At 61.7% G+C, this 13,838-nt stretch carries 10 protein-coding genes; 5 read left to right on the top strand and 5 right to left on the bottom strand.

What is annotated here, in order from left to right; translation table 11 throughout:
* Positions 1-27: 27 nt before the first annotated feature.
* The 4 genes from prpC (at position 28) to prpD (ending at position 6,743) form a co-directional block, all read left to right on the top strand.
* Positions 28-1,155: a 2-methylcitrate synthase gene (gene prpC, locus HX812_RS11240; RefSeq protein WP_033901216.1), complete on the top strand. Its 1,128-nt coding sequence runs from the start codon at positions 28-30 to the stop codon at positions 1,153-1,155.
* A gap of 197 nt (positions 1,156-1,352) precedes the next feature.
* Positions 1,353-3,947 carry a Fe/S-dependent 2-methylisocitrate dehydratase AcnD gene (gene acnD, locus HX812_RS11235; RefSeq protein ID WP_038851165.1) on the top strand — a complete coding sequence of 865 codons (2,595 nt, stop codon included), beginning with the start codon at positions 1,353-1,355 and terminating at the stop codon, positions 3,945-3,947.
* Positions 3,948-3,956: 9 nt separating this feature from the next.
* Positions 3,957-5,147 (top strand): 2-methylaconitate cis-trans isomerase PrpF, encoded by a 1,191-nt coding sequence (prpF, locus tag HX812_RS11230; RefSeq protein ID WP_038851167.1) that lies wholly within the window; start codon positions 3,957-3,959, stop codon positions 5,145-5,147.
* Between the two features lie 111 nt (positions 5,148-5,258).
* Positions 5,259-6,743 carry a 2-methylcitrate dehydratase gene (gene prpD / locus HX812_RS11225; protein WP_038851168.1) on the top strand — a complete coding sequence of 495 codons (1,485 nt, stop codon included), beginning with the start codon at positions 5,259-5,261 and terminating at the stop codon, positions 6,741-6,743.
* Between the two features lie 47 nt (positions 6,744-6,790).
* Here prpD and HX812_RS11220 read toward each other — a convergent pair whose 3' ends face one another.
* Genes HX812_RS11220 through HX812_RS11200 form a run of 5 tightly spaced genes read right to left on the bottom strand, consistent with a single transcriptional unit; the run spans position 6,791 to position 12,279 of the window.
* Positions 6,791-7,519, bottom strand: a complete 729-nt coding sequence (locus HX812_RS11220; protein WP_038851169.1) for an alanyl-tRNA editing protein — start codon at positions 7,517-7,519, stop codon at positions 6,791-6,793.
* 2 nt (positions 7,520-7,521) lie between these two features.
* On the bottom strand, positions 7,522-8,514 hold the full coding sequence (locus HX812_RS11215) for a serine O-acetyltransferase (RefSeq protein ID WP_038851170.1): 993 nt from the start codon (positions 8,512-8,514) through the stop codon (positions 7,522-7,524).
* A 37-nt stretch (positions 8,515-8,551) separates the two neighbouring features.
* Positions 8,552-9,466, bottom strand: a complete 915-nt coding sequence (locus HX812_RS11210; RefSeq protein ID WP_038851179.1) for a PLP-dependent cysteine synthase family protein — start codon at positions 9,464-9,466, stop codon at positions 8,552-8,554.
* Positions 9,467-9,481: 15 nt separating this feature from the next.
* Positions 9,482-11,344 (bottom strand): molybdopterin-synthase adenylyltransferase MoeB, encoded by a 1,863-nt coding sequence (moeB, locus tag HX812_RS11205; RefSeq protein WP_038851172.1) that lies wholly within the window; start codon positions 11,342-11,344, stop codon positions 9,482-9,484.
* A gap of 41 nt (positions 11,345-11,385) precedes the next feature.
* Positions 11,386-12,279 (bottom strand): DMT family transporter, encoded by an 894-nt coding sequence (locus HX812_RS11200; RefSeq protein WP_161630257.1) that lies wholly within the window; start codon positions 12,277-12,279, stop codon positions 11,386-11,388.
* 160 nt (positions 12,280-12,439) lie between these two features.
* Between HX812_RS11200 and HX812_RS11195 the strand changes: the two genes are divergently transcribed.
* Positions 12,440-13,838, top strand: a 1,399-nt coding sequence (locus tag HX812_RS11195; RefSeq protein WP_177112691.1) for a PLP-dependent aminotransferase family protein, incomplete at its 3' end; no start/stop codon positions are given.

Below are 13,838 nucleotides of genomic sequence, written 5' to 3'. Positions count from 1 at the left end.
TAATAAATTCAAGATTGGAGAACCGACATGGCTGAAGCAAAAGTACTGAGTGGTGCCGGCCTGCGTGGCCAGGTGGCCGGGCAGACCGCATTGTCCACCGTGGGCCAAGCAGGCGCCGGCCTGACCTATCGCGGCTATGACGTGCGCGAACTGGCCGCCGATGCGCAGTTTGAAGAAGTCGCCTACCTGCTGCTGTACGGCGAATTGCCGACCAAGACCGAACTGGCTGCCTACAGCGCCAAGCTGAGCAAGCTGCGCGACCTGCCGCAAGCGCTGAAAGAAGTGCTGGAACGCATCCCCGCCGACGCCCACCCGATGGACGTGATGCGCACTGGTTGCTCGTTCCTGGGCAATATCGAGCCCGAGCAAGACTTCAGCGTGCAACGCGACGTCACCGACCGCCTGCTGGCCGCCTTCCCGGCGATCATGTGCTACTGGTATCGCTTCAGCCACGACGGCAAGCGCATCGATTGCGTGACCGACGAGCCTTCCATCGGTGGCCACTTCCTGCATTTGCTGCATGGCAAGAAGCCGAGCGAGTTGCACGTCAAGGTCATGAACGTTTCGTTGATCCTCTACGCGGAACACGAATTCAACGCCTCGACCTTCACGGCGCGGGTGTGTGCTTCGACCCTGTCCGACCTGTATTCCTGCGTTACCGCCGCCATCGGCTCCCTGCGTGGCCCGCTGCATGGCGGTGCCAACGAAGCAGCGATGGAAATGATCGAGCGCTTCTCGTCCGCTGAAGAAGCAGTCGAAGGCACCCTCGGCATGCTGGCGCGCAAAGACAAGATCATGGGCTTCGGCCACGCGATCTACAAAGACAGCGACCCGCGTAATGAGGTGATCAAGGGCTGGTCGAAAAAACTCGCTGACGAAGTAGGCGACACGGTGCTGTTCCCGGTCTCCGAAGCCATCGACAAGACCATGTGGGAGCAGAAGAAACTGTTCCCCAACGCCGACTTCTACCATGCCTCGGCGTACCACTTCATGGGCATCCCGACCAAGCTGTTCACGCCGATCTTCGTGTGCTCGCGCCTGACTGGCTGGGCCGCGCATGTGTTTGAACAGCGCGCCAACAACCGCATCATCCGTCCAAGCGCCGAATACACCGGCGTAGAGCAGCGCAAGTTCGTGCCAATCGAACGTCGCTGAATGGAGAAACCGCTGATCCCGGGGTGAAACCGGATCAGAAATGTGGGAGCGGGCTTGCTCGCGAAAGCGGTGTGTCATTCAACACACATGACGACGGTTAAACCGCCTTCGCGAGCAAGCCCGCTCCCACCTTTTGATCGCATTCTCTCCCAGGATCCGTGGGCTCCTTTTGCAACCACCGTGACCGAGTCCTGACGATGAACACTGAATTTCGCAAACCGCTCCCCGGCAGCCGCCTGGATTACTTCGACGCCCGCGCGGCAGTTGAAGCAATCACCCCCGGCGCCTACGCCACCTTGCCTTACACCTCCCGCGTGCTCGCGGAAAACCTGGTGCGTCGCTGCGACCCGGCCACCCTCAACGCGTCCCTCAGCCAGTTGATCGAACGCAAGCGCGACCTCGATTTCCCGTGGTTCCCGGCGCGTGTGGTGTGCCATGACATTCTCGGCCAGACCGCCCTGGTCGACCTCGCCGGCCTGCGTGATGCCATCGCCCAGCAAGGCGGCGACCCGGCCCAGGTGAACCCGGTGGTGCCGACCCAACTGATCGTCGACCACTCCCTGGCCGTCGAAGCCGGTGGTTTCGACCCGGACGCGTTCGAGAAAAACCGTGCCATCGAAGACCGTCGCAATGAAGACCGTTTCCACTTTATCGAGTGGACCAAAAAGGCTTTCAAGAACGTTGACGTGATCCCGCCGGGCAACGGCATCATGCACCAGATCAACCTGGAGAAAATGTCCCCGGTGATCCAGGTGCGTGACGGCGTTGCGTTCCCGGACACCTGCGTCGGCACTGACAGCCATACTCCGCACGTGGACGCCCTGGGCGTGATCGCCATTGGCGTCGGCGGCCTGGAAGCCGAGAGCGTAATGCTCGGCCGCGCCTCCTGGATGCGCCTGCCGGAAAGCGTCGGCGTGGAACTCACCGGCAAGCTGCTGCCGGGTATCACTGCCACCGACATGGTGCTGGCGCTGACTGAGTTCCTGCGTAAACAGAAAGTGGTCGGCGCCTGGCTGGAGTTCTTCGGCGAAGGCGCTTCGGCACTGACCCTCGGCGACCGCGCGACCATCTCCAACATGGCCCCGGAATACGGCGCCACCGCGGCGATGTTCTATATCGACCAGCAAACTATCGCTTACCTGAAACTCACTGGCCGTGAAGACGAACAAGTCACCCTGGTTGAGCAATATGCCCGCCACACCGGCCTGTGGGCAGATGACCTCAAAGGCGCGCGATACGAGCGCGGCCTCACCTTCGACCTGTCCAGCGTCGTGCGCAACATGGCCGGCCCGAGCAACCCGCATGCCCGTGTTGCCACCAGCGACCTGGCGTCCAAGGGCATCTCCGGCCAGTGGGACGAAGTGCCGGGGCAAATGCCCGACGGCGCGGTGATCATCGCCGCCATCACCAGTTGCACCAACACCAGTAACCCACGCAACGTGATTGCCGCCGGCCTCTTGGCGCGCAACGCCAACAAACTGGAGCTGACGCGTAAACCTTGGGTCAAATCCTCCCTGGCACCCGGCTCGAAAACCGTGGCCATGTACCTCGACGAAGCTGGGCTGACCACCGAGCTGGAGCAACTGGGCTTTGGCGTGGTTGCATTTGCCTGCACCACCTGCAACGGCATGTCCGGCGCGCTCGACCCGGTGATCCAGCAGGAAATCATTGACCGCGACCTGTACGCCACCGCCGTGCTGTCGGGCAACCGCAACTTCGACGGGCGTATCCACCCGTACGCCAAGCAAGCGTTTCTGGCGTCGCCGCCGCTGGTAGTGGCCTACGCGATTGCCGGCACCATCCGTTTCGACATCGAAAAAGACGTGCTTGGCCTGGACGCCAACGGCAAGGAAATCCGCCTGCAGGACATCTGGCCGAGCGACGAAGAGATCGACGCGGTGGTCAAGGCCTCGGTCAAGCCGGAGCAGTTCCGCGCGGTGTATATCCCGATGTTCGCCATCCACGAAGACACCGGCCCGAAAGTCGCGCCGCTGTATGACTGGCGCCCCCAAAGCACTTACATCCGCCGCCCGCCTTACTGGGAAGGCGCGCTGGCCGGTGCTCGTCCGCTCAAGGGCATGCGCCCGCTGGCGGTGCTGCCCGACAACATCACCACTGACCACCTGTCGCCGTCCAACGCAATCATGCTCGACAGCGCCGCCGGCGAATACCTGGCGAAAATGGGCTTGCCGGAGGTGGACTTCAACTCCTACGCGACTCACCGTGGCGACCATTTGACCGCGCAGCGCGCGACCTTTGCCAACCCGAAACTGTTCAACGAAATGGTGGTTGAAAACGGCAAGGTCAAGCAGGGTTCCCTGGCGCGTATCGAGCCCGAAGGCCAGGTCACGCGGATGTGGGAAGCCATCGAGACCTACATGGAGCGCAAGCAGCCGCTGATCATTATTGCCGGCGCCGACTACGGCCAAGGCTCGTCCCGCGACTGGGCCGCCAAGGGCGTGCGCCTGGCCGGGGTGGAGGCGATTGCCGCCGAAGGGTTCGAGCGCATCCACCGCACCAACCTGGTGGGCATGGGCGTGTTGCCCCTGGAGTTCCTGCCGGGCACCGACCGCAACACCCTGAAGATCGACGGCAGCGAAACCTATGACGTGGTCGGTGCACGCACCCCGCGTGCGCAATTGACGCTGGTGATCAACCGCAAGAATGGCGAGCGTGTCGAAGTGCCGGTGACCTGCCGCTTGGACACCGCCGAAGAAGTGTCGATCTACGAGGCGGGCGGCGTGTTGCAACGTTTTGCCCAGGACTTCCTGGAATCGGCGGCGACGGCCTGAGAGGACACCATGGCACACGTAGCGCAAATCAAGATCCCCGCCACCTACATGCGTGGCGGCACCAGCAAAGGCGTGTTTTTCAGCCTCAAGGACCTGCCCCAGTCGGCGCAGGTGCCGGGTGCCGCGCGCGACGCCTTGCTGTTACGGGTGATCGGCAGTCCCGACCCTTACGACAAACAGATCGACGGCATGGGCGGCGCCACTTCCAGCACCAGCAAGACGGTGATCCTGGCCAAAAGTACCCGTGCCGAGCATGACGTGGACTACCTGTTTGGCCAGGTCTCCATCGACAAGCCGTTCGTGGATTGGAGCGGCAACTGCGGCAACCTGTCGGCGGCGGTCGGTTCCTTTGCCATCAGCGCTGGCCTGGTCGACCCGGCCCGCGTTCCGCACAACGGCGTGGCTGTGGTGCGCGTGTGGCAGGCCAATATCGGCAAAACCATCATCGCTCATGTGCCGATCACCGACGGTGCGGTGCAGGAAACCGGTGATTTTGAACTGGACGGCGTGACCTTCCCGGCCGCCGAAGTGCAGTTGGAATTCATGGACCCGGCAGCGGAAGAAGAGGGCGGCGGTGGTTCGATGTTCCCCACCGGCAACCTGGTCGACGACCTGGAAGTGCCCGGCGTCGGCACCTTCAAGGCCACGCTGATCAACGCCGGCATTCCGACGATCTTCATCAACGCCGAAGACCTCGGCTACACCGGCACCGAGCTGCAAGGCGCGATCAACAGCGACCCCAAGGCCCTGGCCATGTTTGAAACCGTGCGGGCCTATGGCGCATTGCGCATGGGCCTGATCAAACACCTGGACGAAGCCGCCCAGCGCCAGCACACGCCGAAGGTGGCGTTCGTGGCCAGACCTGCGGACTACGTGGCGTCGAGTGGCAAGGCGATCAAGGCCGGTGATGTCGACCTGCTGGTGCGCGCACTGTCCATGGGCAAGTTGCACCACGCGATGATGGGCACCGCTGCGGTGGCGATTGGCACGGCGGCGGCGATTTCCGGGACCTTGGTCAACCTGGCGGCGGGTGGTATTGAACGCAATGCGGTGCGCTTCGGGCACCCTTCCGGCACCTTGCGCGTCGGCGCTGAAGCCAGCCAGGTCGACGGCGAATGGGCGGTGAAAAAAGCCATCATGAGCCGCAGTGCACGGGTGCTGATGGAGGGTTTCGTGCGCGTGCCAGGTGACGCCTTCTAAGGTCCAATCTGGACCCCTGTGGGAGATCTCTATTTCAAGCAGACACCTTAGATCTGCTCCCAGCAACCGTGAGCCCGAGGACTGACCCCAACCCCTTTTTGGAGTACTGCCATGAGCGCCAACGTCGACCAGAACAACCGCCCGGACTACGATCAGGTCCTGCAGGACATTGCTGATTATGTCCTCAACTACCGGATCGACTCCCGGGATGCTTTGGACACCGCCCGCAACTGCCTGATGGACACCTTGGGCTGTGGCCTGCTGGCCCTGCGCTTTCCCGAGTGCACCAAGCACCTGGGGCCGATTGTCGAGGGTACGGTGGTGCCGTTTGGCGCACGCGTGCCGGGCACATCGTTTCGCTTGGACCCGGTCAAGGCCGCGTGGGACATCGGTTGCATCGTGCGTTGGCTTGACTACAACGACACCTGGCTCGCTGCCGAATGGGGCCACCCCTCGGACAACCTCGGCGGCATTCTCGCCGTGGCCGATCACCTGTCGCAGAAGCGCGTGGCCAATGGCGACGCGCCGCTGACCGTGCGCGCGGTGCTGGAAGCGATGATCATGGCCCACGAAATCCAGGGTGTGATTGCCCTGGAAAACTCCTTCAACCGGGTAGGGCTCGACCATGTGCTGCTGGTCAAAGTCGCCTCCACGGCGGTCACCGCCAAGTTGATGGGTGCCAACCGTGAGCAGTTGCTGGCGGCGCTGTCCCATGCGTTTGTCGATGGGCAGGCGTTGCGCACTTACCGGCATGCGCCGAATGCCGGTTCGCGCAAGTCCTGGGCGGCGGGAGATGCGTCGAGTCGGGGCGTGCGCCTGGCGGATATCGCCTTGCGTGGCGAGATGGGCATTCCTGGGGTATTGAGCGCGCCGCAGTGGGGTTTCTACGATGTGCTGTTCAGCCACACCAACAAGGACCTGGCGCTCAAGCCGGAGGACAAGCGCGCGTTCAGCCTGTCCCAGCCCTACGGCACCTATGTGATGGAAAACGTGCTGTTCAAGATCAGCTTCCCGGCCGAGTTCCATGCCCAAACGGCCTGTGAAGCAGCGGTGACCTTGCACCCCTGGGTGAAAGACCGCCTGCAGGAAATCGAGCGCATCGTGATCACTACCCATGAATCAGCGATCCGCATCATTTCCAAAGTCGGCCAATTGGCCAACGCCGCCGACCGCGACCATTGCCTGCAATACATGACCGCCGTGCCGTTGGCATTCGGCAATCTGGTGGCCGAGCAGTACGAAGATGAATTCCACGCCGCCCACCCGATCATCGATCAGTTGCGCGACAAAATGGTCATCGTCGAAGACCCACGCTACAGCCGCGAATACCTGGAGGCCGACAAACGCTCCATCGCCAATGCGGTGCAGGTGTTCTTCAAGGATGGCAGCAGCACCGAGCAGGTGGCGGTGGAGTACCCGATTGGCCATCGTCGGCGTCGCGTCGAGGGCATTCCGTTGCTGGAAGACAAGTTCAAGGCCAACCTGACCACACGGTTTACGGGACAGCGCAGTGCCGAGATTTTTGCGCTGTGCAAGGATCAGGCACGGCTTGAAGCCACGCCGGTCAACCGGTTTGTGGACTTGTTCGTGATCTAGCAGACGACGCGGTCAATGTGGGAGCTGGCTCCCACATTGGATCGCCTTCACTCGAATCGCAGGATCACCCGGCGGTTGTGCTTACTCTTTTTCTCGATCTTCTCGCAGAACACCCGGCCGATTTCTTCGGTGTTGATCACATGGGTGCCCCCGCACGGCTGGATATCAATGCCAGCGATTTCAATCACCCTGACCGAGCCTTGAATCACGGGTGGCGCCACGGCCTGTGTGCGGGTGATCTGCAGCAACGTTGCATACTCCGTAGCCGGCATCGACAGGGTTTTCACCGGGTGAGCCTGTTCGATCAGCGCATTGAGGTCGCGGGTGATGCTGTCTTTGTCGAGGGTCATTTCGGGCAGGTCGAAATCCAGCCGGCCCTTGTCCGCGCTGATGCTGCATCCGGTGACCGGCGCATCGATGATCGAACACAGCAGGTGCAGGCAGGTGTGCATTTTCATGTGTTGGTAGCGCCGCTCCCAATCGAGGCCGGCATCCACCTGTACCCCGGCCGTCAGCTGCGCGGGGCAGTGTTCCACCTGGTGCCAGATGATCGAGCGCAGCACCGGGTCGCGCACCGTGCCGGTCACGTCGACCCGCGTACCGTCCGCGAGTGTGAGGTGCCCCGTGTCACCTGGCTGGCCGCCGCCCGTGGGGTAGAACAAGGTGTGCTCCAGGGCGATGCCGTGTTCGCTGACGGCAATCACCCGGGCGCTGAAGGCGTTCTGGTAGGGCGCGCTGTCGAACAGCGCCAGGGTTTCCATGGTGTGCACGGACATGTTCAACCTCCGACGATCAGTGGGCTGGCTTGCAGCAGGGAACGCACCATTGCACTCAAGCCTGGGGGCGAGAGCAGGGTGATTTCAAATTCCGGGCCGCAGACTTTCAGGTTCAGCGGCAAGCGTGGCAAATGGCTGCCCGACTCGACGCGATGCAAGCGAAATTGCAGGTGGTGGCGCTCCTTGACCGTGGGCTCCAGCATCAGCCCCGCCAAGGGATGGAAATCGGCGTCCAGCACGGTCACCTTATGGCTGGCGTTGATCTCGCCCACCACATGCAAACGCTCATCCAGGGCGAAGGCACCGAGGTAGTTGCTGTGGTCCGATTCATCGTTTTTTTGCAGCTGGATCTGGTTCACCACCTTCACTTTGGTGCCGGCGGGGACGTCCTGGGTGATCACGCAGGACGGGCTGATAAACACGTTGTCGCCAATCAGCACATAGCCCAGCACGCGGGCACCGGAGCCGACCTCGACATTGTTGCCCAGGCGCGGGTGGCGCTTGCCGTCGGGGTTGTTGGCGATGCCACGGGCGCCCAAGGTCACGCCGCAGAGGATGTAACAGTCGTTGCCAATTTCGCAGGTTTCGCCGATCACCGTGCCGTAGCCGTGGTCCAGCACGAAGCGTCGGCCGATGCGCGCCGCCGGGTGAATCTCGGCACCGGAAAGCACCTTGCCTTGATTACTCAGCTTGAGGGCAATGCGTGAAAACACCCCGTTGGTCTGGTCGGGGAAATTCCACACCAGATGTGCCAGGCGGTAATACAGCACTGCCTTGAACGAGGCGTAGGACTCCAGGATCAACTCGCCGCGCCCGCGTGAGGCCGGATCACGGTAGGCGTAGGCGATCAGGTCTTCGGCTACCGCCTGGGCAGCATTCTGGATCAGGGGCGCCAGATGCGGTTCCAGCTGCTTCATCTGTAGGGGCGTAAGGGTTTTGATGAGGTGAGTGATCAACTCATCGTGCAACTGTTGCATGTCGATAAAACCGCCCATGGAGGCACCCCTGCATTCTGGTTGGCTGGAAACCCGTTTATTCGAAACTGGGCAGGTAGCTGTCGGCATTGTCGTAGACCATGGTCAGCACCACCGTTTCGGGCGGCAGTTCGGGGGCGAGCTTGGCGATGGCCACCATGTTGGCGGCGGACGACAGGCCCAGACTGATCGCGTCGGTGCGCATGATGCGTTTCATCATGTCGATGCAGTCCTGGCGCGAGACCTTGAGCATGCCGTCGATCACGTCCAGGTTGAGAATGCTCGGGATCAGGCCGATCGACAGGCCCTGGATGTGATGCGGTGCGTGCTGGTTTTTCAGCAGGTCGCATTCTTCCGGTTCCACGCCCATGACGCGCAGCTGCGGCCAAGCGGCTTTGAGGGTTTCACCGATGCCGGTGATATGCCCTCCGGTGCCGATGCCGCTGACAAAGTAGTCGGCGCGTTGCTCACCGAAGGCACGCAGGATTTCCGGTGCGGTGGTGTCGCGATGGGTCTGCGGGTTGGCGCCGTTGCGCTGCTGGTTGAGCATCACGTAGCTGGGGTTTTCCAACTGCAGTTCCATGCACTTTTCGCCGTGGGAATTGTTGCCCAGGCGGCTGTCCGACAGCACCACCTTGGCCCCATATAAACGCAGCAGCTTCTGTTTTTCGGGGCTGTAGTTGTCGGGGATCACCAGCACCACTTTGTAGCCCAGCACATTGCCGGCCATCACCAGGCCGATGCCGGTGTTGCCGCCGCTGGGTTCGATGATGGTTTGTCCGGAATCACGGATCAGCACGCCCCGGCGCTCGGCGTCGAGGATCATGCCCAGGGCGATGCGCGCCTTGTGGCTGCCGCCGGGGTTGAGGGATTCGAGCTTGGCGTAGACCTCGATACCGAGGTCTTCGGAAAACTGCGCCAGGCGCACGATCGGCGTTTGGCCGATCACGTCGAGGATGGAGTTATGCAACATCATTCAGCCCCCGGCTCAATACAACGGCATGTCGGGTTCGACGTCGCGAACCCAATGCTTCATGCCACCCTGCAGGACCTTGGTATTGGCGAAACCGGCGGCCAGCAAGGTACTGGCGGCTTGCTCCGCACGGGTGCCGGCGTAGCAGATCAGGTAGTGGGTGTTGTCCCGGCTGAGGCTGTCGAGGTGGCCGTCCAGTTCGGCCAGGGGGATATGCACCACGCCCGGCAATTTGCACACTTCCAGTTCGCTGGCGTCGCGCACATCCAGCAACACGTCTGCGCTGCTGGGGTGTTCGAGTACTTGCTTGAGTACCTGCGGCTTGATGTAGCGCTCTTCGGCCAGCGAGGGCTGGCTGGGCACGGCATCGGCGCAAACTGCGGGGGCCAGGGTTTCACTGTGCCGCGCTTCGGAGCAGCACGGGCAGTCGGCGCGGCGCTTGAAGCGGATTTCGCTGAACTTCATCGCCAGCGCATCGAAGCGCATCAAGCGGCCGGATAACGGTTCACCAATGCCGATCAATAACTTGATCGCCTCGGTGGCCTGGATCATACCGACCACACCGGGCAGCACGCCGATCACGCCACCGGCGCTGCAATTAGGCGCGAGTTCTGCGGGCGGCGCGCTGGGGAACAGGCAGCGGTAGCACGGCCCGCCTTTATAGTTGAGCACGCTGATCTGCCCGTCGAAGCGGTAGATCGCGCCGTACACCAACGGCTTGCCCAGTTGCACGCAGGCGTCGTTGACCCGGTAGCGGGTGTCGAAATTGTCGGTGCCGTCGATCACCAGGTCATAGGCGCCTACCAGTTCCAGGGCGTTGTCGGCGTTCAGCGCTGTGTCGTGGGCGTTGATCTGGATATGGCGGTTGAGGTCTTGCAGGCGCTGCTTGGCAGATTCGACTTTGGGCAGGCCCAACGTACTGTTGCCGTGGACGATCTGGCGTTGCAGGTTGCTGCTTTCGACCACATCGAAGTCCACCAGCCCCAGGGTGCCGACGCCGGCAGCCGCCAGGTACAGGCTGATCGGCGAGCCCAGGCCGCCGGTGCCGATGATCAGCACCTTGGCTTTCTTGAGGTTCAACTGACCTTCGCGACCTACGCCCGGCAGGGTGATGTGGCGCACGTAGCGTTGTACTTCTTCGTTGCTCAGCGCGTCGACGTCCATGCCACCGGACGTGGCCAGCAGCACCTCGATTCTGGCTTTCTCGGGCAGTAGGTCATCCGCGCCAACCAGCTCTTCCTCGGCGGTAAACAGGAAGTGCTCCTTGAGCTGGTTGTTCTTCTCGTGAAACAGGTGCGGACGCAACTGTGGGTGACTGCTGCAGAGGTTTTCAATGACTTCGCGCAATGTCGATCCGGTGCCCTCGAGGGTCGATTCCGGCAGCTTGGCCACGCGAACCAGAATGTCGGGGAAAGAGACAGCGTTCATGGACAACTCCGTGTGCAGGTCGTTGAAAGGTTGAAGGGCGAAATGCTTGCCATCCCAGGCAAACAGCTTGGAGCCCAGGGTCTGGCCCTGGCGAACGTCGACCACCAGATAGCTGACGGGGTAGATCGGCTCGCCCATGAACAGCGCCTTGTCCTGGTCTTCATCGCTGAAATAGGCACCCACGTCGGGGTGGGAGTGGTAGATCACCACCACCGGGTTGTCGCTGCGAAACGCCTTGTTCATCAGCAACGTATCGGCCACCGAGAAGGTGTAGCCGTTGGCCGCGCTGCGCGCGTACATCTCGGGGTTCTTGTGGTGCAGTTCATTCTGGATATTGCTGCCCAGGTACACGCTGCCGTCGGCGAAGACAAAACCACAGCATTCCTCGGGGTAGCTGCGGCTGGCGTGGGCGTAGATCTGTTCCAGGGCTTTGGGGCGGAGGACGTCCATGTTTCTCTCGCGTGGCTGAAGTTGATGGGGCAGGGCAAGGGTCAATTTTTCTTGGCCAGGAGTTTTTCAACCGGCAACTTGGTAATCGCAAAACCGGCCAGCAGGATGGCCGAGTACAGCATCAGGTCGCGGGAAATCGACACGCCTTCGTACCAGGCGCCGATGATCACCGCGAACACCGGGAAGATGATGAACACGAACGACAGGATGATCGGGCTCAAGCGCTTGAGCAGCATGAAGTACACGATGAACCCGCCCACCGAAGCCACCAGGCCCAGGTAGAACAGCGCGCCCCAGGAGCGCAGGGTGATGGTTTCGAAGGTCGGCGTTTCAAACCACAGACCGGCGACGAACAGCATCAGCCCGGCAATGCCGATGGGCAGGGTGTTGTAGGTGATCACGCTGATGGCGCTGCCTTTCTGCTTGGTAATCACGTAGCACAGGGCATGCATGATCGCGGCGGTGAGGATCGCCAGCACGCCGAAGAACTCCGCGTGGTCCAGGTGCAGGCCCTGGCTCTTGATGATCATGTAGAGGCTGCCGAAACCGATGCCGATGCCAACCACCTGGGAAAAGTAGATGCGCTCGCGCAGGAACAACGCGGAGAAAATCAGAATGAACACCGGCATGCAACTGAACAGCAGCGCGGTCAGGCCGGACGAGACATGCATTTCGCCGTAGTTGAGCAGGTAGTAGGGCACGCTGAAGTAGGACAGGGTCACGAACACGAAGAACCAGCGGCTCTCACGGGGAAACAGGATCGGCTCGCGACGTACCATGGCAAAACACAGGAACAGCGGGAAGGCGATCAGGAAACGCAGGCCGGCGGACGTCAGTGGCGGCACGCTCTCCACCGCAATCTTGATCCCCAGCCAGGTGGTGCCCCAACTCAGGCACACGATCAGGAACATCACGCTGGTGATCAGCCCGGCCAACCACTGTTTTTGGGTTTTGGTCTTGGCGGTGTTTTCGAGAACGGCGGACATTGGCATCGTTTATTGCTTCCCTGAGCCGGAATTGAACTCTATATTGAGCTTGTAATGAGTTGTAAAATTCGGCGATTGAACCCGTAAAAGCACACTATTAGGGCGAAAGATGGCTGTCAAAACAAATATTGACATGGTGTCAATTATGCGTGAGGGGTTGTCCAACGGTCAGGGCGTGAAGTACAAGCGCCTGTCCGATGTCATGGAGCGGGGCATCCTCGAAGGCTTGATTGAACCAGGACGAAAACTGCCGCCCCATCGGGTGCTTTCCGACAACCTGGGTGTGACGATCGGCACCATCAGCCGGGCCTACGGCGAGCTGGAACGCCTGGGGCTGGTGGTGGCGCGAGTCGGTGACGGCACCTTCGTGCGCAAGCGTGGGATGGAGCGCCAGCGCGATGAAGGTTTTCGCAACTTCAGCGAAGAACCGCGCCAGTACTTCGACATGAGCCGCAATATGCACATCCCCGGTCAGGAAACCGTGTTCCTGGCCCAGAGCTTCCAGACCCTGTCGACCAACGCCAAATTCCTCCAGGACATCAGCGCCTACACCCCGGACGCCGGCTTGCCGCGTTACCGTGAAGCGGGCGCGCAATGGCTGGTGCAGCGTGACTTTCACCCGATCCCCGAGCAGGTCATCTGCGTCAATGGCGGCCAGCATGGCTTGCTGTGTTCGATGATGGCGCTGTTACGGGCCGGCGATACCGTGGTCACCGAGCAACTGACGTATCCGGGCCTGATTACCGCTGCGCGGATGCTGGGTATCCGGTTGATCGGCCTGGAGATGGACGAAGAGGGCGTGCTGCCGAGCGCGCTGGACGAAGTCTGTCGAAATCACCGGGTTTCAGCGCTGTACTGCACGCCGACGATCCAGAACCCGACCACGGCGGTGCTTTCGGTGGCGCGCCGCGAAGCCTTGGTCAAAGTCTGTCGTGAGCACAACTTGCTGATTCTTGAGGACGAAGCCCACGGTGTACTGGTTGAAGACCGGCCGCCGCCCCTCAGCCATTTCGCCCCCGAGCGTACGATTTTGATCAGTAGCCTGAGCAAAGCCGTGTCGGCCGGGCTGCGTGTGGGTTATGTGCATGCGCCACCGGCGTTGGTCAGCCGTATTTCGGCCGCCCTGCGTTCAACGTGTTGGATGGCCACGCCTGTCACTCTAGAGCTTGCCACCCAGTGGATCGAAAATGGCACGGCGGAGTACCTGTTGCGCCAACAGATCAACGAGATCAGCCGGCGTAAGGCCTTGGTCCGCGACCTGCTGGCCGGTCTGGAATATCGCACCCATCTCAATAGCCCGCATTTCTGGATCGAAGTGCCGGAGCCGTGGCGGGCGTCGGAAATCGAGGCGGAGCTCAAGCAGAATAATTACCTGATCGCCACCGCCGAGGCGTTTGCCGTGGGGCAAACGGCGGTGCCACAGTTTATTCGGGCGAGCATCTGCAATACGTCGGGGGATGATCAGTTGTTGCGGGCGGGGTTTGATGCGTTGGCGACGGCGCTGGGGC

Origin of the sequence: Pseudomonas sp. IPO3749, from assembly GCF_013386605.1 — a bacterium.
GTDB lineage: Bacteria > Pseudomonadota > Gammaproteobacteria > Pseudomonadales > Pseudomonadaceae > Aquipseudomonas > Aquipseudomonas azotoformans_A.
Note: the sequence above shows the minus strand (reverse complement) of the source record. Positions and strands in the feature narration are given on the sequence as shown.

What these genes read in the sequence shown, in the direction of transcription:
- prpC (WP_033901216.1), top strand. Translation starts at nt 28, where the DNA reads ATGGCTGAAGCAAAAGTACTGAGTGGTGCCGGCCTGCGTGGCCAGGTG.
- acnD (WP_038851165.1), top strand. Translation starts at nt 1,353, where the DNA reads ATGAACACTGAATTTCGCAAACCGCTCCCCGGCAGCCGCCTGGATTAC.
- prpF (WP_038851167.1), top strand. Translation starts at nt 3,957, where the DNA reads ATGGCACACGTAGCGCAAATCAAGATCCCCGCCACCTACATGCGTGGC.
- prpD (WP_038851168.1), top strand. Translation starts at nt 5,259, where the DNA reads ATGAGCGCCAACGTCGACCAGAACAACCGCCCGGACTACGATCAGGTC.
- HX812_RS11220 (WP_038851169.1), bottom strand. Translation starts at nt 7,519, where the DNA reads ATGTCCGTGCACACCATGGAAACCCTGGCGCTGTTCGACAGCGCGCCC.
- HX812_RS11215 (WP_038851170.1), bottom strand. Translation starts at nt 8,514, where the DNA reads ATGGGCGGTTTTATCGACATGCAACAGTTGCACGATGAGTTGATCACT.
- HX812_RS11210 (WP_038851179.1), bottom strand. Translation starts at nt 9,466, where the DNA reads ATGTTGCATAACTCCATCCTCGACGTGATCGGCCAAACGCCGATCGTG.
- moeB (WP_038851172.1), bottom strand. Translation starts at nt 11,344, where the DNA reads ATGGACGTCCTCCGCCCCAAAGCCCTGGAACAGATCTACGCCCACGCC.